Consider the following 19,715-nt stretch of genomic DNA (forward strand, 5'->3'; position numbering starts at 1 on the left):
TTTATAGAAGCACAAAATTACTTGATACACAAATCAATTCAAAACATTGCTGCATTATTCCGCATAAATTGACATTTTCTTGAGGATACTGGCTTGACTATGGCATCTTTTAGCGCTATATTTGCATAAATCATTAGAAAAAAAGAATATGTATCCAGAATATTTAGTATCTCCAATGCGTCAAGAATTAGTTGACGCTGGGTTCCAAGAATTAAAGACTGTTGAGGAAGTTGATACCGCTATCCCTTCTGAAGGAACAGTATTCGTAGTAGTGAATTCTGTATGTGGATGCGCTGCTGCCAACGCTCGTCCAGCTGCTAAAGCTGCCGTAAAAAACGAAAAACACCCTGACAAATTAGTTACTGTATTTGCCGGAATGGAAAAAGATGCAGTTGACAAAGCTCGTCAATATATGTTACCTTACCCTCCATCATCGCCTGCAATGGCTTTGTTCAAAGATGGTAAATTAGTACATATGATAGAAAGACATATGATTGAAGGCCGTCCAGCTCAAATGATTGCGGACAACCTAGTTGCTGCGTTCGACGAGTACTGCTAACAATCGTTGTATTTTGATTTTTGAATACTGAAAAAGCTTCTTTTACCATAAAAGAAGCTTTTTCTATTTTATCAATTCCAGCTTTTTCTTAGTACATTTGTGCTGTATCATCAAACAACAACGATGAAAATTACAACAAACCTAATTTTTCTATTTTTCCTGAGCTTTTTTCTGAGCTGTACAACTAACAAGCAGATAGACTTAATTGTTTATAATGCAAAAGTATACACTGTTGATTCTGTTTTTTCTACGGTTGAAGCTATTGCAGTTAACAATGGAGTAATTGTTGAAATTGGAGACTCTCAAGATTTATTGAATAAATACGATGCTAAAGAAAAAGTAGATGTCAACGGGAAATTCATCTATCCTGGTTTTTATGATGCACATGCTCATTTCTTTATGTTAGCTGAAGCTATGGACGAGGTAGATCTTGTAGGTTCTCTATCTTATAATGAGGTTCTTGAAAGATTAAAAACATATGTTGCCCACAATCCTGACAAAAAATGGATCGTAGGGAATGGTTGGGATCAAAACCTGTGGGAAGACAAAAATTTCCCTACCAAGGATTCCTTGGACAAATATTTCCCAGACCTCCCGATTTATTTAACCCGGGTAGATTACCATGCTGCTGTGGTTAATTCTAAAGCTTTGGAAAAAGCACATTTAGATAGTGCTTATTTTGTTGAAGGCGGTGTGATTTCAGTTAATGCTGAAGGTTTGCCAGATGGAATTTTAATTGACAATGCCATGCAGCTGGTTAGAAATCATATTCCAAAAAATCAAAGTTCTGCCTTGCTGAAAATTCTTAGAAGAGCCCAAGATTCATTATTGTCAGTAGGCTTAACGAGTATAGTAGATGCGGGATTGACTCCAGATCAAATCGAATCATTAAAAATATTCTATAATGAAGATTCTCTAGCAATCCGAGATTATGCGATGGTTGCGGCGACAGATGAGAGTATAAGAGATTATTTAAGAGCAGGTACATTTGAGTCTGACCGATTAACGGTCAGGTCATTTAAACTTATGGCAGATGGAGCTTTAGGGTCAAGAGGTGCTTGTTTATTACACCCATATAATGATGCGCCTACGAATGGTTTCTTATTGCAAGACCCCGAAGAATTTGACAGAATCATCAAGAGATTAGCCAACAGTAATTTTCAGGTCAATACACATGCTATTGGAGACTCAGCAAATAGAATTATTCTGGATACCTATGGCAAGTATCTCAAAGATGGTAAAAAGCGGAGATGGCGTATTGAGCATGCTCAAATTATCGCTCCATCAGATTTTGATAAATTCAAACAGTTCCAGATTATCCCCTCGGTTCAGCCTACGCATGCCACATCAGATATGTATTGGGCAGAAGACAGAATTGGTTCGGATAGGATTAAAGGAGCATATGCTTATAAAAAGCTTTTGGATGAATATGGATTGCTTGCTTTAGGCAGTGATTTTCCCGTGGAACATTACAATCCATTATATGGATTTCATGCTGCTGTTGCGCGTGTAGACAAGAATGGTTTTCCTGACGGAGGTTTTCAAATGGAAAATGCCATTACTCGCGAGCAGGCCCTCCGAGGGATGACAATTTGGGCAGCCTATTCATGTTTCCAAGACAAAAAGCGTGGCAGCATAGAAAAAGGAAAAGATGCAGACTTTGTGATTCTTGAAGAGGATATTATGAAAGCCCCTAATGAAAAACTTCGGGACATCAAAACCTTGAGAACAGTCATTGCTGGAAAAACAGAATTCCTAAGAAAATAACTTAACCTATTTCAATATTATCCTTAGAACGCTTTATTAAAAATTGAGATATTCCAGAAATAATAAATAATCCAGGAATTGCAACTATTGCAAAAAGGAATAAAAAGTATTTAAAGAAATAGGCTGACAATATATCTCGGTCCACTTCTTGACCTTTATAAACAGTTCCGAATCCACTTTTAAAGTAATTATGAACTTGAGCCATCTGAATAAAGGCGTTATAATTATCATTTCTAGGATAGATTTCCAAATATCGGAATTCTCGAATATTCATTCTTTTAAAATGGGTCATTGATCCCTTGACAAATTCATCATCCAACCTTTCTTCAAGTTCTTTTTTAGAAAATCCCTTAACATATTCAAACGCCAACCATGCTTTGGCATGTGATCGGTAAGCATCTTTATTTGAAAAGATCGGTACTATAAATAAGAGATTGACTTGATAGGAATTAAAATTGAATAAATTTGGCCGACTTAATGTTTTTAACGGAATTACTCGCATCCTGTCAACATACCAATCATTTAATTGCAGAAACGCAGGGCTCTCATTCGGTTTTAAGTCATTGATACTTTCTAAGGTAAGGACCTTGCCGAAATTATATTTAATGCTCTGGGTTAATGGCGAGAACATTATCGTAGTAAGAATAGGTACACAGATATATAAGACGATCGTCAATTGGTTATTTAACCTTTTACTTTCTACCTGACCTCTCAACAGGATTTTCAGTAATTTATCTTTGAATATTGCCAGCACGGCAATGCTTATTATGATTGGAATAACTGTAGTTGCCCACTCCGGCCAATTTGCATTCCATGTTCGCACCATCAATGCATAACATATACTAATCAAGAATAGTAAGGCTATTAAAAGAATAAATAACGGTAAGAAAATTCTTTTGAAAAACATGTTTATGAGATTGATGTCTCTTAAAAATAAGGCTTTTCAAAAAAAAATCCTTAGAAATTCTAAGGATTTAATTTTATTGCATATCGAATAAGTGCTTTTCGGCGTGGTAAGAAGACCTTACCAATGGGCCAGATTCAACATATTTGAATCCCATTTTCAATCCGATTTCTTTATATTTTTCAAATTGCTGCGGCGTTACCCAATCAATTACTGGATGGTGGGCTTTAGTAGGCTGCAGGTATTGACCAATGGTCAAGATATCAACCCCTACATTATATAGATCCTGCATTGTTTCGATTACATCTTCTTCTGTTTCTCCCAACCCCAACATAATGCCTGATTTGGTTCTCAACCCAGCTTCTGAAATACGGCGCAAGCATTCCAATGATCTGTCATATTTCGCTTGGATACGCACTTCACGAGTTAGTCTTCTTACAGTTTCGATGTTGTGAGATACCACCTCAGGGCGTACTGCTAATACGCGGTCCAAGTTTTCCCACTGTCCTTTGAAATCAGGGATCAATGTTTCCAAAGTTGTTTCCGGACTTTCTCTACGGATTGCCAAGATGGTTTCGGCCCAAATTTGGGACCCCCCATCTTTTTGATCGTCACGGTCAACCGAAGTAATTACGCAATGTTTTACTCCCATTAATTTGACTGAGTTTGCCACACGGTTAGGTTCATCAAGATCTACAGGCAGAGGTCTACCCGTTGCTACAGCACAAAATGAACATGAACGTGTACAAATATTTCCCAAGATCATAAAGGTTGCAGTACCAGCACCCCAACACTCTCCCATATTTGGACAATTTCCACTTTCACAAATTGTATGTAGCTTATGTTCATCAACCAAACCGCGAACATGTCGGTATTCTTTACCTACTGGAAGCTTTACACGCAACCAATCTGGTTTACGCTGTGTTTGATTTACTGGAATTACAGGAAGTTCAATCATGTGACAAAGTTAAACATATTTACATTATTAATATTAATTGATTGTTAGGATTATCTCATAAAAACTTTGTCACAACATTTATTGTTATCTTAGTATTGAATTTTTGGATATTTGCTTAAATCAAACCCCAATTCTCCAATATGGTCAATTGTTTCAGAGTACTTCTAGTCTTCTTATACTTATCTCCTTTATTCCTATTTTCCCAAGAACAGGATATTGATATCGTTCCTAGGCCTTCAAAAATCATGGTTCAGGATGGTGAATTTCCCTTGGGCCAAATAATTGATTTATACTATACGGAGGAATTTGCTTCGAACACCGAATTATTGCGTGAGGTTCCCGGATTACAGATTGGCAATTCCGAACAAATCAAAAAACTCAAAAAACAGCATAACCAAGGTCTTCGATTATTAAAAGCTGAAGAATTTGACCATGTAGATCCAAACGGTTATTTATTGGAGATTGATGAGAACGGGATCCTATTGAAGGCTCATTCTGCCAAAGCGATGTTGCCAGGAATATACAGTCTTGTTCAATTAAGCTATCTAAATGACCTCAAGTTTTTACCCTATGTGAAAATTGAAGATAAACCACGGTTTTCGTATAGAGGGATGCATCTTGATGTATCACGAAACTTTATGCCTTTTAACTTTCTGAAGAAATACATTGATTTACTGGCATTATACAAATTCAATTATTTTCATTGGCATTTAACTGATGGTGCTGGCTGGCGATTGGAGATCAAGCAATACCCGGAATTAACCCAAAAGGCAGCCTGGAGAACGCATATGTTATGGAAGGATTGGTGGAACAATGGCCGTCAATACGTTGATCAAGGGAGTCCGAATGCAAGTGGTGGTTATTATACCCAAGACCAAGCCAGGGAACTGGTAGCTTACGCGGAAAAAAGAGGCATTACTATCATTCCTGAAATAGAAATGCCGGGGCATTCGGAGGAAGTTCTGGCCGTTTATCCTGAATTATCATGTACAGGGAAACCATATACTCAAGGAGAATTTTGTTTGGGAAATGAAAAGACATATCAATTTTTAAAAAATGTGCTTGATGAGGTGTTGGCGATCTTTCCATCTCAATATATTCATATTGGGGGTGATGAAGCCGACAAATCCCATTGGAAAAACTGTTCAAAATGCCAAGCGTTAATGCAAAATGACAGTCTTAAATCGGAAGATGAGCTTCAATCCTATGCGATAAAACAAATGGATCAGTACCTGCAATCCAAAGGGAGGAAATTGATTGGCTGGGACGAAATCCTTCAGGGTGGTTTAAGTGAAGGTGCAACAGTAATGAGTTGGCGAGGCGAGGAAGGAGGCATCCAAGCGGCAAATGCAGGTCATGATGTCATTATGACTCCAGGTGGATATCTCTATTTCGATGGATATCAAACAGACCCTCGGACTCAACCTGAGGCAATCGGCGGATATCTTCCTTTAGAAAAAGTATATAGTTATAATCCTATCCCAGAAGAATTACCTGAAGACAAGAGGAAACATATTCTTGGTGCACAAGCCAATATATGGACAGAATATATTCCGAATGCTCAGCAAGTAGAATATATGGCATTCCCAAGAGCATTGGCACTTTCAGAAGTAGTATGGACTGATCAAGAGAACAGGTCATGGAAAGATTTTCAAAAAAGACTGCAACAGCAGTATAAAATTTTGCAGAAACTCGAAGTCAACTATTACAGACCTTCCTATAATGTGATCAATAAGGTTGAATTCGATTCTGCACAGGTAAAAAACACGGTTAGTTTATCGTCAGAGCAGTTTATACCCAACATTAAATATACGATTGATGGGTCGGTGCCCAATGGTGGCTCAACAGTTTACAACCTTCCTATCGAGTTATCAAAATCTGCTGTTATAAAAGCGGCTTCATTTATAGATTCCACGAGAGTTAGTCCTATAGAAACAATTGAATTGGATTTGCACAAAGCTATTGGCAAAGAGGTGAAGTACAATATTCCATGGGAAGGCTATCCTGCCCAAGAAAATAGAACTTTAACAAATGGAGTTAAAGGAACTCTTTCTTATCAGGATGGTCAATGGCAAGGATTCACCAAGGGTATTGATATCGTTGTTGATTTTGAAAGAAGAGAAGAAATAAAGTCTGTTGCATTGAATTTCATGCAGATTCCAGGTCCTGGGGTTTATTTTCCGGGAGAATTTACGGTTTTGGTTTCAGATAATGGTAAAAGCTACCGCGAACTTGGGAAGATTATCAATCAGGTTAGTACGGTTGATCCAGCGTTAAAATTTCAAAAATTTGAAATTGAATTAGGGAAACCCGTTATGGCCAGGTATATTCAGATTAAGGCAACCAATCCTATGAATGGATATTTATTTGCTGACGAGGTTGTAATTTATTAACAAACGAAATTTCTATTTTTTTCAATGAATTTATTCGTTCATTATTAAAATAAAAATGTAACTTTGCACTCCGACAAAGCAGTCGGAATATCACCTCCCTATAAGGCAAAATCTGTCTGCAATAGCTCGCTTAATTTTTTGTATTTAACAACTGAAATAAAAAATAATGCCTAGAAACACCTCCATCAATTCGGTATTAATCATTGGATCTGGACCTATCGTTATTGGACAAGCATGTGAGTTTGATTACTCAGGATCACAGGCTGCATTGTCCCTAAAAGAAGAAGGGATTTCCGTTTCCATTATTAACTCAAATCCGGCTACGATTATGACTGACAGTGTCGTAGCAGATCACGTTTACTTACTTCCTTTAACATGTGAAAGTATCGAACAGATACTTCAAGAACGTCAAATCGACGCCGTTCTCCCTACAATGGGCGGTCAAACAGCATTGAATTTATGTATTGAGGCATCAAATCGTGGTATTTGGGAGAAATACGATGTTAAAGTAATTGGAGTTGATGTAGCTGCTATCGAGAAAACTGAGAATCGCGAAGAATTCCGTCAATTAATGATTGATATTGGCGTTGGTGTAGCAAACTCAAAAATTGCGAACTCCTTCTTAGAAGGTAAAGAAGCTGCTCAAATAATTGGATTTCCATTAGTTATTCGTCCTTCTTACACATTGGCTGGAACCGGAGGTGGTTTTGTGCACAATAAAGAAGAATTTGATGCGGCATTAAACCGTGGTTTGCATGCTTCACCGACACACGAAGTTTTGGTTGAGCAAGCAGTACTTGGATGGAAAGAGTTCGAGTTGGAACTATTGCGTGACACAAATGACAACGTCATTATTATCTGTACGATCGAGAACTTTGACCCTATGGGTATTCACACAGGTGACTCGATTACTGTTGCGCCAGGTATGACACTTTCGGACAAATGTTACCAAGATATGCGTAATCAAGCGATCAAGATGATGCGTTCTATTGGTAATTTTGCTGGGGGATGTAATGTTCAGTTTTCTGTAAATCCAGAAAATGAAGAAATTATCGCTATCGAAATCAACCCACGTGTATCTCGTTCATCAGCTTTAGCATCTAAAGCTACAGGTTATCCTATTGCTAAGATCGCTGCGAAATTAGCTATCGGATACAATTTGGATGAATTGCAGAATCAAATCACTAAAAATACTTCTGCTTACTTTGAGCCGACATTAGACTATGTAATCGTAAAGGTTCCACGTTTCAACTTCGACAAATTCAAAGGAGCTAATAAAGAGTTAGGTTTGCAGATGAAAGCTGTAGGTGAGGTTATGGCAATAGGCCGTACATTTATCGAGGCACTTCAAAAAGCAGCACAATCTCTTGAGACTGGTCGTGCGGGACTTGGTGCTGATGGCCGTCAATCTAGAAACTTAGAAGAAATCATGCACAGCCTTGAACATCCAAGTGCTGACCGCCTATTCCATATCAAAGATGCCTTCGAATTAGGAGTTCCTTTGGAATCAGTACGCAAAGCTACGTTGATTGACAAATGGTTCCTGCTACAGATTCAAGAACTTGTTCAATTGGAAGGCGAATTACGTAGATATCAATTAAACAATATCCCACGCGAATTCTTTATGACCTTAAAACAAAAAGGGTATTCAGATATTCAAATCGCTTGGTTATTGGGCAATACAACAGAAGATGAAGTATATGCTCGTCGTAAAGAATTAGGCATCCGTCGTGTTTACAAAATGGTAGACACTTGTGCTGCAGAATTCCCAGCTCAAACACCATACTACTACTCTACTTTCGAGGACGAAAATGAATCTATAACTTCAGATCGCAAGAAAATCATCGTTTTAGGTTCAGGACCTAACCGTATTGGCCAAGGTATTGAGTTTGATTATTCTTGTGTCCACGGGTTATTGGCAGCTAAAGAATGTGGATACGAAGCAATCATGGTCAACTGTAACCCTGAAACGGTATCTACAGACTTTAATATGGCTGACAAGTTATACTTTGAGCCTGTTTTCTGGGAACATGTTCGTGAAATCATCGAGCTTGAAAAACCAGAAGGAGTTATCGTTCAATTAGGTGGTCAAACAGCTTTGAAAATGGCTGAGCGCTTAGAAGCGGAAGGTGTTAAGATCATCGGAACGAATTTCTCAAACATGGACTTGGCAGAAGATAGAGGAAGCTTCTCTGACCTATTGAAAGATTTAGATATTCCATACCCTAAATACGGTGTTGCTACTTCTGCTGAGGAAGCTATCAAAGTAGCCAATGAAGTTGGTTACCCTGTATTGGTTCGTCCTTCATATGTATTGGGTGGACAAGGGATGAGCATTGTGATCAATGATGAAGATTTGGAAAAAGCAGTAGTAAACTTATTGAAAAACCTACCAGGCAACCATATTCTGATCGACCACTTCTTAGACAGAGCCGAAGAGGCAGAGTCAGATTCAATCTGCGACGGTGAAGATGTTCATATCATCGGTATGATGGAGCACATTGAGCCTGCTGGTATCCACTCTGGGGACTCTTCAGCGGTATTACCTCCATTCAGCCTTTCAGACAACGTACAGGCTAAAATGGAAGAGTACACAATCAAATTGGCAAAAGCTCTTAATGTAAGAGGCTTATTGAATATACAATTTGCAATCAAGGATGAGAACGTTTATGTAATCGAGGCTAACCCACGTGCATCACGTACTGTTCCATTTATTGCTAAAGCATACGATGTTCCTTACATCAACATAGCTACCAAAGTAATGCTTGGTGAAAACAAACTAAAAGATTTCACTATTGAACGCAAACTGAACGGATATGCAATTAAAGAGCCTGTATTCTCATTCTCTAAATTCCCAGAGGTTGACAAACAATTAGGCCCTGAGATGAAATCAACAGGTGAAGCCATCCGCTTTATCAAAGACCTGAACGATCCTCACTTCAGAGAATTGTATAGCAAGAAGTCGATGTTTTTGAATGCTCAATAGAGATTTGAGATGTGAGAAGTGAGATATGAGATAAACGACGTCGCAAAGAATTATAGTTAGAATCATGCGGCGATTATCTCAAAATCTGATTCAAAAATAAAAACGAGAGCCAAAGTGTTTTACTTTGGCTCTTGTTTTTTGTTGTTCATAAGATTAATAAATTCAATATCTCAAATCACACATCTCATATCTCATATCCAAAAATTAGCTTAAGTCCTTGACACACCTAAAACCCACATTATTGGTTGGGGAATTAATTTCTCCTTTGCCGCGGCTACCGGCTTTGTATCTTTCGCAATAATTGTCGTTGCATAAGAATGATCCTCCGCGTTGAACTCTTTTGATGGTGCCGGGTTCTTGTGGGTCATATGAATCAGCGGGGCCTTTGGGGTTTTCTTTTGGACTGTTTTGGTAGAAGTCGGGTCTGTAATAATCAGAACACCATTCCCATACATTGCCTTCCATATCGTAAAGTCCGTATGCATTAGGGGGAAATGACTTCACCGGAGCTGTATTTTCAAATCCATCTTCTTTGGAATTTTTTGTTGGAAACTCACCTTGATAGATATTTGCTAGCCATTTTCCATTTTCCAATTTTTCGGATCCCCAATAGTATGTTTCTTGTTGGTGTTTCCCTGCTTTGGCGGCATATTCCCATTCGGCTTCAGTTGGGAGTCTTTTACCGGCCCATTTTGCGTATGCTTCAGCATCTTGGTATGCGAGCTGCGTGACTGGATGGTTTTCTCTTCCCTTTATGGAGCTGTTTGGTCCTTCAGGTTGGCGCCAATTTGCATCTGGCACATATTCCCACCATTGGAGGTGATTCTGCAATCCTTGCACCTGGTTCGGGGCTTTAAATACGGCTGATCCGGGAACAAGTAAAGAAGGGTCAGCTCCGGGGAAATCCTTAGGGTCCAATGGCCTTTCGGCAACCGTAATGTATCCTGTTGCTTTTACAAATGCTTCGAACTGCGCATTAGTAACTTCGTGAGCGTCCATATAAAATGAATTTACGGTAACTTTATGTATGGGTTGAGCATCTTGAAAACTGTTGCTTCCCATTTCAAAAGTACCGCCTTCAATCATTACCATTTCACTTTTATCCTCCCCTATCATATTTTTTTCGAGCGAATCTTTTTGAATTGCGGAGAATCGGGAGGGAATTGCAGATGTATAGCACATCGCTGCAGAATCAGGAAAATTTACTGTTTCCTTGTTCTTGGCTCCGGATTGGCAGGATACAAATATTATAATGAAAAGTGGTATTGATTTAAAGATGTTCATCGAATCAGGTTTAGAAAATCACTTATACAAAGATAACAGAGTAAATCAAAAATGGAAATCAGGAGATATAGTCGATATAAATCCGAAAGGATTATTAAATAACAAAAGCCGCCATTAAATGGCGGCTTTGTTGAAAATATTGGATTTTAACTATTGTACGTTTAATTGCACATCTTTAGCCTCAACTTTTGCACGGATTTTAGTATTTCCACCGCCGTTCAAGGTCATGTCATGTGGTTTATTTGTTTTCCAGTTACCTCTAGTAAAGTCAGGTATATCCACTGTTCTACTATTTTTGGCAACAGATTGTACACTTAATGGTACGATTGCACTCCAAGAAGCACCATCGTATACTGTTTGATCCAAAGGTAAGCCATTGCGCAAACAGTCGATTAATCTCCAGTCCATCATAAAGTCCATACCACCGTGACCACCTACTTGTTTAGCTTGTTCACCGATGAATTTCACCAAGTCCGGAGTATACTGATCATATAGTTTTTGTAATTCTTCTGGTTTTACAAAACTGTGTCCGAAAGCGATTCCTTCTTTTGGATATTTCTGAGCAAAACCTTTAGTTCCACTCAATAAATGGATACGAGAGTAAGGACGTGGAGAAGTTACATCATGTTGTACCATTAATGTTTTACCTTTTTCAGTTTTGATCAAGGTTGTATCCATGTTACCTCTGTATTTTTTACCTACGAATTCTTTGAAGAATTCATCTGTAGCAGCCAATTCTCTAGCTTTATCAGCCATCATGAAGTCGTTGGATTGCATGGCAACTAAGTGATTCATTTTGTCACCACAATTGATGTTCATACATTGAGCGATCGGGCCGATACCATGAGTTGGGTAAAGATTACCGTTCATCTTGATGTTTTCACGTAATCTCCACATATTATCATATCCTTTTTTATCGAAGTTTAAGCTCAATAAGTCATGGATATATGCACCTTCAGCGTGTACTAATTCACCGAACAATCCTTGGCGAACCATGTTCAATGTCAACATTTCGAAGAAATCATAGCAACAGTTTTCCAACATCATACAATGTTTTTTGGTTGCTTCAGAAGTTTTCACTACTTCCCAGATTTCAGATATCGTCAAACCGATTGGCACTTCAGTTGCGGCGTGTGCACCTGATTTCATGGCTTCAATAGCCATTGGAGCGTGAAGTTCCCAAGGAGTACAGATATAGACTAGATCAAGGTCTTCATTTTTAAGCATGGTTTTCCAACCATCTTCACCAGAATAAGCTTTAGCTTCGTTCAATCCTTTTTTGGTTAAGATTGTTTGAGCTTTTGTCACCCTGTCAGCATGTCTATCACAAAGAGCAACAATTTCTGCACCCTCAATATAAGAAATGCGGTCTACAGCACCTGGACCACGCATACCTAGTCCAATGATCGCCACTTTGACCTTTTCAATTTTTGGAGCGGCGAATCCTGACATATTAAAGTTAGAAGACGCGAACACCTCATTTTGCAAAGATGGCAATGTTATCGCAACACTGGACAACAAACCAGCTTTTTTCAAAAAATCTCTACGGGAGTTATTCATAGTATAAATTTATTATCAAACTAAATTACTAAATAAAGGGGGACATTGTCCCCCTATAAATCACCTATTTTAAAACAAACTAAACAGTCAAATTTTGATTTATCACAAATTAACGAATGGTATAATTTGGTTGAGGGGCTTGATTATCAAACCACTAATACAATAATAATATGAATTATGATAAAACAAAAACTATTTAGGCACGCAAACGTTTGTCCAATTTGCACAACCGTTTGCTTTTCGTCAAAATATAGATACAATTCCTTATAAATTGATGTTACCTATCATTTCCTTTAATTCCAATTCCGATAATTTTGCTTGCAACCTGGAGGAGTTGAATCTTGAAATTGCATTGATGAAGTTCTCTTGAGCATCCCTAAACTCTACTGCCGAGATAGTACCTATCTTATATTTTTCCATAGTAATGCTCAGGTTTTGTCTTGCAATGTCAGCATTGTTTTCCTCTAGTCTAGCCAAGGACAAGTTTGTTTGGTAGGTTTGATAGGCTGTTGACATGGCTGTCTGAATCAACAAATTTTGTTGGTCAATCATCAGTCCTGAATTCTCCAATTGGATTTTTGCGATGCGCTCATTCCTCCTTTGGTTAAAGCCGTCGAAAATATTGATAGAAGCTGTTACGCCATAGTTTAATCCTCTGGAATTCGAACTTGAGACGAATCCTAAACTTGACTCTGATTCAGAGAAATTGTATCCTGTGTTCAATCGAATAACGGGGTATCGATTTCCTTTAACCCTTTTGACTTCCAATTCAGCCATTCTTTTATTGATGGCGATAATCTGCAAATCTGGATTATATTGCTTTGCTTTTTGCAACAATTCATCATATATCAAAGAGTCGTCATAATCGACTTCTCTTTCTACATCGAATTCAATAGAAAGATCTCTTGCCATCAAACTGTTTAAGGTTACTTTCAAGTTTTGGACAACATTAAATTGACGTAGACGGTTTGATTCGTCCTCATTTAGGTTCACCTGAACGTTCAATACCTCTAATCGAGACGCTTTACCGATCATAAATCTATTTTCTGCTGTTCTCAAGCGTTCATTCGATATCAGTATATTGGAGTCGATGGCATTTAATAGGTTCTGCTGTTCAACTATGGTATAATAGGTTGATATGACGTCCGATACTTTGGCAAGAATTGTTTTTTTCAGTTCGAATTCCCCTTGTTTTTCAAGCTCTTTCAATTGTTCATAACGTGAAAACATGGCAAATCCGTCAAATATGGTCCACCCGATGCTTACGCCATAATTCATGTTATTGTTTTTTGCATTGCTCAGTGATCGTTTTTCTCCACTTGCCTGTACTTGCGAAGAGTTCATGACACTATTGTTCTGGGTAAAATTTCCAGTGACATTGGGTAGCATACCTGCATTGCCATAGGTGGTATTTTCCTGAGCTATCCTCAGGTCATTCTGTGACAGTTTGATTTCAAAATTATTTTCCAAAGCTATCTGAACAGCATCCTTTACGGTCAATAATCCTTGCGCGTTCAGTATAGAGCCTGTGCTCAGCACCAATATTAATAGCGCTGCTATTTTCTTCATTTTATTCTTCAATTTCTTCAAGCATTTTCATTTCTGCCAATTCTGGATGCAGGTTCTTTTTTCTGGACATCATCAGGTAAAAAGCAGGAATTACAAATAAGGTTAATATTAAGGCAAAGATGGTCCCTCCCACTATAACCACACCCATACCAATTCTGCTAGTCGATGCTGCTCCTAGGGATAATGCAATTGGGAGTGCCCCTAAAGCAATTGCCAAGGAGGTCATTAGAATTGGTCTTAACCGAGCCACCGATGCAGTAACTACAGCATCATACTTAGAGTACCCCTCCTCCCTCAACTGATTGGCGAATTCTACGATCAAAATACCGTTCTTGGTTACCAGACCGATCAGCATAATTGTTCCAATCTGAGAAAATATATTCCATGACTGTCCAAATAACCACAAGGAGAACATGGCCCCAGCAACAGCCATTGGCACTGTAATAATAATTATGATAGGATCGATAAAACTTTCAAACTGTGCGGCTAGGATCAAGAAAATCAGTAAAACTGCCAATCCGAATGCAAACATTGTATTCGATCCACTTTCGACAAAATCTCGAGATTCACCACCTAGGTCTGTTGTAAATGTTTCATCAAGGACTTTGGCTTTCACCCTTTCCATCGCTTCGATTCCATCGCCCATACTTTTTCCAGGTGCTAGACCTGCAGATACGGTTGCAGCCATATACCTGTTGTTATGGAACAATTGGGGAGGACTGCTTCGTTCTTCAATCTCAACGATGTTGTCGAGCTGTATCAATTGGCCTTGATTATTTTTGACGAAGATAGATGCCAAATCCATAGGTGTCGATCTATCTTTTCTATCAAACTGACCCATTACTTGGTACTGCTTTCCATTCATCATAAAATATCCGAAACGCTGTCCCGAAAGTGACATCTGCAATGTTTGGGCAACATCCAGAACCGAAACACCCAAGGATTGCGCTTTTTCCCTATCAATGCTCACATATACCTCAGGTTTATTGAACTTCAAGTTAACATCTGTAATTGAAAAAGTTGGATCATTGGAAAGCTCATCCATGAACAATGGAATCTTTTCTTCCAGTTTCTGAAAATTTGGTGCTTGAATAATATACTGAATAGGAAGACCTCCTCTTCTATTTACCGAGATGGTAGGTTGTTGTGAAACCGATACCCTTCCTTCAGAATATCCACGCGTCAGCCTTGAGAGATCATCTGAAATTTCTTGTTGAGTTCTTTCCCTTTCATCAGGTTGTACTAATCCTAAACGAACAAAACCTGAATTAGAGGACGCAGATCCAAATCCTGGAGATGTAATTACCAAGCTTACTTTTTTCTCAGGAACAGAGTCATTGATTAACATAGTTAGGTCAGTCATGAAACGATCCATGTAATCATAGGACACACCCTCAGGTGCTGTTGCACGCAAGCTGATATAACTGCGGTCATCATAAGGAGCAGTTTCTTTGGGCAATAGCTGATAAAAAAAGAAGATTAAGGCAAAACATCCAATAATAGTAGCAAAGCTCAACCATTTGAACTTCAGAAACCCTTTTAATGAACTTGAATATTCTTCATTCATCATTTCAAAATAGCGTTCTGTCCGCATGTAGAATTTGGATTTCTTCTGTTCTCCACCTTTCATTAAATATGCGTTCAGCATTGGTGTTAAGGTCAATGACACGAATGCAGAGATTAAAACTGCTGCCCCGATGACGACTCCGAATTCTCGGAAGAGTCGTCCAACAAAGCCTTCTAAGAATATCACGGGCAAGAATACTGCAGCCAAAGTGATGGATATGGAAATAACAGCGAAAAAGATTTCATTCGATCCCTTAATAGCAGCTTGAATAGGAGGCATCCCTTCTTCCACTTTCTTGAATATATTTTCCGTTACTACGATACCATCATCCACTACCAACCCTGTTGCCAAAACGATAGCCAATAAAGTCAATACATTGATTGAAAATCCACAGAGATACATAATAAAGAATGTGGCAATCAAGGATACTGGGATATCGATCAGCGGTCTGAAGGCAATAGACCAATTTCTGAAGAACAGATAGATAATGAGGACTACCAAGACAATGGCAATCAACAATGTTTCTACTACTTCAAGTACGGCTCTTTTTACGAAAAGGGTGTTATCAATGGCGATATTTAATTCAAATCCTTCGGGGAGTTCATTTTGAAGTTTATCGTATTCTTTATAAAAATGGTCTGCTATTTCGAGGTAATTTGTTCCTGGCTGCGGAATAATAGCCAAGCTCACCATGGGATATCCTGAGTCTGACATCTTAGTTTCAAAGTTCTCTGCTTCCAGGGCTGCTTTACCGACATCAGAAAATCTGACTATTCTATTATTATCTGAACGGATGATAATATTGCTGAATTCTTCTTCATTGGCCAAATTACCGATAGTTTTGATCGCTAGTTCGGTATTTGCTCCTGTTAATTTCCCTGATGGCAGTTCAACATTTTGCGTAGTGAGTGCATTTCTGACATCCAGAACGGTCAATCCATAAGATGCAAGTTTATTGGGGTCAATCCATAGCCTCATGGCATATTTTCGCTGTCCCCAAATTTGCACAGAACTCACACCTGGAATGGTCTGCAATCTTTGTGCTATGACGTTCTCTGCATAGTCCGAAAGTTCCAATACATTTTTGGTGGCACTTTGCATGGTCATGGTGATAATAGGTTCTGAATCTGCGTCAGATTTAGAAACTACTGGAGGGGCGTCAATATCTTGAGGTAAGCTTCGCAATGCTTGGGATACTTTGTCCCGAACATCGTTGGCAGCCTCTTCGAGGTTTTTTCCTAAATTGAACTCAATAGTAATGTTACTTGACCCTTGGTTGGAGGATGAAGAAATATTCCGGATTCCATCGATGGAGTTGATGGATTTCTCCAAAGGTTCGGTAATCTGAGATTCAATAATATCAGCGTTTGCACCGGCATAGTTAGTTCGCACTGATATCTGTGCCGGGTCAATGGATGGGAATTCCCTGATTCCCAAAAATGTATAACCAATGATCCCAAATAAGATTAGGATCAGGTTCATGACAATAGTCAGTACAGGTCGTTTTATACTTAAGGTTGATAAACTCATTCTCTCAGATTATTGAAGAGTAACATTTACTTTGGAACCATTTCTCAACGACATAACTCCGGAGGTCAGAACGGTATCACCAGCTTGGATACCTGATGTTATCAAGACATCCTCATCTGTTCTGGCACCAGTTTCGACCATGACCTCATTTGCAGAACCATTTTTCATGACAAAAAGTTTTTTTCCGTTCTGTACAGGGATCAACGCTTCAGCAGGGACCAACAGTCCATTTTCCAAAGTTTCCAATGGAAAAATAATGTTCGCAAACGTTCCAGGAATTATATTATCAGAATTATTTGTTGTAATGGCTTTCACCAATAATGTTCTTGTATTTGCTTCAACAGCAGGTTCAGTGGCATAGATTTTCGCTGTAAATTCTCCTTGGACACCTTGAACGTTAAATTTTACTTGATTGTTAACTTTTACCCGATTGGCATATTTTTCAGGTATTGAAAAAGAAACTTTCAATCTATTTGTGTTTACCAACTGGGCGATAACTGTCGCTGGAGTAACATAGCTGCCTTTAGATATATTTCTAAGACCTATTCTTCCTGAAAAAGGTGCTCGGATGACGGTTTTACTCAATTGTGCTTTGATCAATTGGATCTGTGACTCTGCTGTTCTAAAATCTGCACTAGCGATGTCATATTCCTCTTGAGAGATCGCTTCCTTTTCTAATAGGAGTTTTGCTCTTCTTTCATTTTCTGCAGCTAGGTTATTCCTAGTTTGTGCCTGTGCTAGTTGAGCTTGCAATTCGGCATCGTTTATTCGCAACAGTGGTTGACCTTGGCTTACACGTCCACCTTCAGAAAAATTTATTGATTCGACAATCCCAGAGACCTCAGTATGAATTTCTATCTGCTCATCAGCTTCAATGGAACCCGAAAGAGTTAGATAGTCTGAAAATGGCTGCCCCTGGACTACCTGACCATAGACTTTCATTTCAGAACGACCAGCAGGACGCCCATTCTGTGCAGCGGCTTTTTCTTTGTTCGTAGTGATCCTGTAAAAGATCATTCCTCCGACCACTAGGACTATTATCAATAAAACAATTATAGATTTTCTTTTCATTTTTCAGGTTGCAGACGCTTAAATTATTTAAGTTTAATTAAGCTGAAAAATAGGAAAAATACGGATAAGATAGTGTAATAATGTTATTATACTAATATTAGGATAATATCAAGGGAATTTTAACAAGTATAATACTTGGGCGGGAAATTTAGGTTAAACCATCAAATTAACCAATAAATGGATGTTTATAGTTGATATTTAATTTTACAATTATTCGGTTTATAAGGACCCATAATCTTTCGATAGAGATCTTGTAAGACATGGCGATTTTCTGGAGACTTAATCCTTCCAACATCCGATGAACGATATGGAGTTCTCTTTTGGACAGCTTTCTTCTATCCTGTGGTGGTTTTTGAATACCGAAGAAAAGTGATTTAGTCAATTCAGGGCATGCATAGCATGAGCCGGTTAGCACATCGTTAATTATATCTACCAACTCACAGGTTTTAGTACCTTTATTAACGAATGCATATGCACCGCCCAATATACTATTTCTGATAATGGCGGGATTGATAGTATCCGAAAGCATAATTATATGCGTATTGGGAAATTTTTGCTTAATTATAGGAATTCCAGATACTCCATCTATTCCTGGCATCATAACATCCAACAGGATTACCTCGGGTACAGCAGTTTTTTCAGCTTTTGTTTGAAAGTCGGCAATAGACTCAGCTTCAAGGACGAAGTCAAACCGCACCTTGTTAAAGTTCAAAAGCTGTAGCTTAGTTAAATTTCGACAAAAGATGCTATCATCTATTATCCCTAACTTTATTCTTCGCATAAACTAATTTCTTAAATTCACTGGATTGATTTAGGATCAATCAAATATGGTGTTATACCATCTACTATAAATATACTATTTGTCCTTTAGACAAGAAAGTAACTATTTAAAAAAGTAGGATTTTTATTTGTAAATTAATTAAATTATAAAACCCTAGGGCATTTTATTTCCACAGCAAAAAAGCACGGAAATAGTCAAACTGAGAGTGAAAACATTGTTAAAATATCATCAATTAAAGTGGTTTCACCTAAATCAGAGTTAAATTTAATTATTTAAAATATATAATTCACTAAAAGATGGAAAAAAATAGACATAAGACATAAGACATTAGACATTAGACATTAGACATTAGACCTTGGTAATTGTACAAACCAATATCAGGGCGATAGGGCGAAGCCATAAGCATGTGATTATCACAACAAAACCAACCCTGTTAAGGGTGTAACTATTCTAGAATAATGTTATTATAACCCGTGCAACCCCGCTAGGCAATGTCATTAAGTTAAGAAAAAAAGAAGGCCATAAATCACGTAAATGTTTAATTTTGAATTCACTACTAAACAAATCTAAACAACCGCGTTTATGGCCGATGTAAAAATAGCACTTAAAATCGTCTCAGACCTAAAAAATTTTATTTCTATCTGTTTAACAGACCCTCTGCTGCTCAATCTTTTCAGGAATTCCAAAACCCATTTCACCCGGGACCGGAAGCTCAATTTCGAGAGATTGGTCCTGCTGATCGCCAAGATGTGCAAGCGGACCCTCTCTGTCGAACTGGAAGGTTTC

General features: G+C 38.2%; 13 protein-coding genes. 5 read left to right on the forward strand and 8 right to left on the reverse strand.

Annotated elements, in window-relative coordinates; all coding sequences use genetic code 11:
- Positions 1 to 148: 148 nt before the first annotated feature.
- A complete protein-coding gene (locus CRT24_RS10290; RefSeq protein WP_099371155.1) occupies positions 149 to 559 on the forward strand; it encodes a BrxA/BrxB family bacilliredoxin in 411 nt (136 codons plus the stop codon).
- Between the two features lie 123 nt (positions 560 to 682).
- On the forward strand, positions 683 to 2,326 hold the full coding sequence (locus tag CRT24_RS10295) for an amidohydrolase (protein WP_099371156.1): 1,644 nt from the start codon (positions 683 to 685) through the stop codon (positions 2,324 to 2,326).
- A 1-nt stretch (position 2,327) separates the two neighbouring features.
- Here the strand turns inward: CRT24_RS10295 and CRT24_RS10300 are convergent, their stop codons facing one another.
- Positions 2,328 to 3,233, reverse strand: coding sequence for a hypothetical protein (locus CRT24_RS10300; RefSeq protein WP_144034552.1), 906 nt, complete (start codon positions 3,231 to 3,233; stop codon positions 2,328 to 2,330).
- A 73-nt stretch (positions 3,234 to 3,306) separates the two neighbouring features.
- The gene (gene lipA, locus CRT24_RS10305) at positions 3,307 to 4,188 is read right to left on the reverse strand and encodes a lipoyl synthase (protein ID WP_099371158.1); all 882 of its coding nucleotides are present in this window, start codon (positions 4,186 to 4,188) and stop codon (positions 3,307 to 3,309) included.
- 140 nt (positions 4,189 to 4,328) lie between these two features.
- On the opposite strand from lipA, the gene CRT24_RS10310 reads away from it, so the two are divergent.
- Both CRT24_RS10310 and carB read left to right on the forward strand, forming a co-directional pair.
- Positions 4,329 to 6,581, forward strand: coding sequence for a family 20 glycosylhydrolase (locus tag CRT24_RS10310; protein ID WP_099371159.1), 2,253 nt, complete (start codon positions 4,329 to 4,331; stop codon positions 6,579 to 6,581).
- Positions 6,582 to 6,747: 166 nt separating this feature from the next.
- The gene (gene carB / locus CRT24_RS10315) at positions 6,748 to 9,567 is read left to right on the forward strand and encodes a carbamoyl-phosphate synthase large subunit (RefSeq protein WP_099371160.1); all 2,820 of its coding nucleotides are present in this window, start codon (positions 6,748 to 6,750) and stop codon (positions 9,565 to 9,567) included.
- Positions 9,568 to 9,771: 204 nt separating this feature from the next.
- On the opposite strand, the gene CRT24_RS10320 is transcribed toward carB, so the two are convergent.
- From CRT24_RS10320 to CRT24_RS10345, 6 genes are all read right to left on the reverse strand, one after another.
- On the reverse strand, positions 9,772 to 10,851 hold the full coding sequence (locus tag CRT24_RS10320; RefSeq protein WP_099371161.1) for a formylglycine-generating enzyme family protein: 1,080 nt from the start codon (positions 10,849 to 10,851) through the stop codon (positions 9,772 to 9,774).
- 150 nt (positions 10,852 to 11,001) lie between these two features.
- Positions 11,002 to 12,411 carry a Gfo/Idh/MocA family protein gene (locus CRT24_RS10325; RefSeq protein WP_099371162.1) on the reverse strand — a complete coding sequence of 470 codons (1,410 nt, stop codon included), beginning with the start codon at positions 12,409 to 12,411 and terminating at the stop codon, positions 11,002 to 11,004.
- A 264-nt stretch (positions 12,412 to 12,675) separates the two neighbouring features.
- Positions 12,676 to 13,980 carry a TolC family protein gene (locus tag CRT24_RS10330; protein ID WP_099371166.1) on the reverse strand — a complete coding sequence of 435 codons (1,305 nt, stop codon included), beginning with the start codon at positions 13,978 to 13,980 and terminating at the stop codon, positions 12,676 to 12,678.
- Position 13,981: 1 nt separating this feature from the next.
- A complete protein-coding gene (locus tag CRT24_RS10335; RefSeq protein WP_099371163.1) occupies positions 13,982 to 17,077 on the reverse strand; it encodes an efflux RND transporter permease subunit in 3,096 nt (1,031 codons plus the stop codon).
- 9 nt (positions 17,078 to 17,086) lie between these two features.
- Positions 17,087 to 18,148, reverse strand: coding sequence for an efflux RND transporter periplasmic adaptor subunit (locus CRT24_RS10340; protein ID WP_099371164.1), 1,062 nt, complete (start codon positions 18,146 to 18,148; stop codon positions 17,087 to 17,089).
- 166 nt (positions 18,149 to 18,314) lie between these two features.
- Positions 18,315 to 18,929, reverse strand: a complete 615-nt coding sequence (locus CRT24_RS10345; RefSeq protein WP_099371165.1) for a response regulator — start codon at positions 18,927 to 18,929, stop codon at positions 18,315 to 18,317.
- Positions 18,930 to 19,511: 582 nt separating this feature from the next.
- Here CRT24_RS10345 and CRT24_RS21040 point away from each other — a divergent pair.
- Positions 19,512 to 19,715: hypothetical protein (locus CRT24_RS21040; RefSeq protein ID WP_218962608.1), on the forward strand; the 204-nt coding region annotated here is incomplete at its 3' end.

This window comes from Sphingobacterium sp. 1.A.5, from assembly GCF_002734235.1.
Lineage (GTDB): Bacteria > Bacteroidota > Bacteroidia > Sphingobacteriales > Sphingobacteriaceae > Sphingobacterium > Sphingobacterium daejeonense.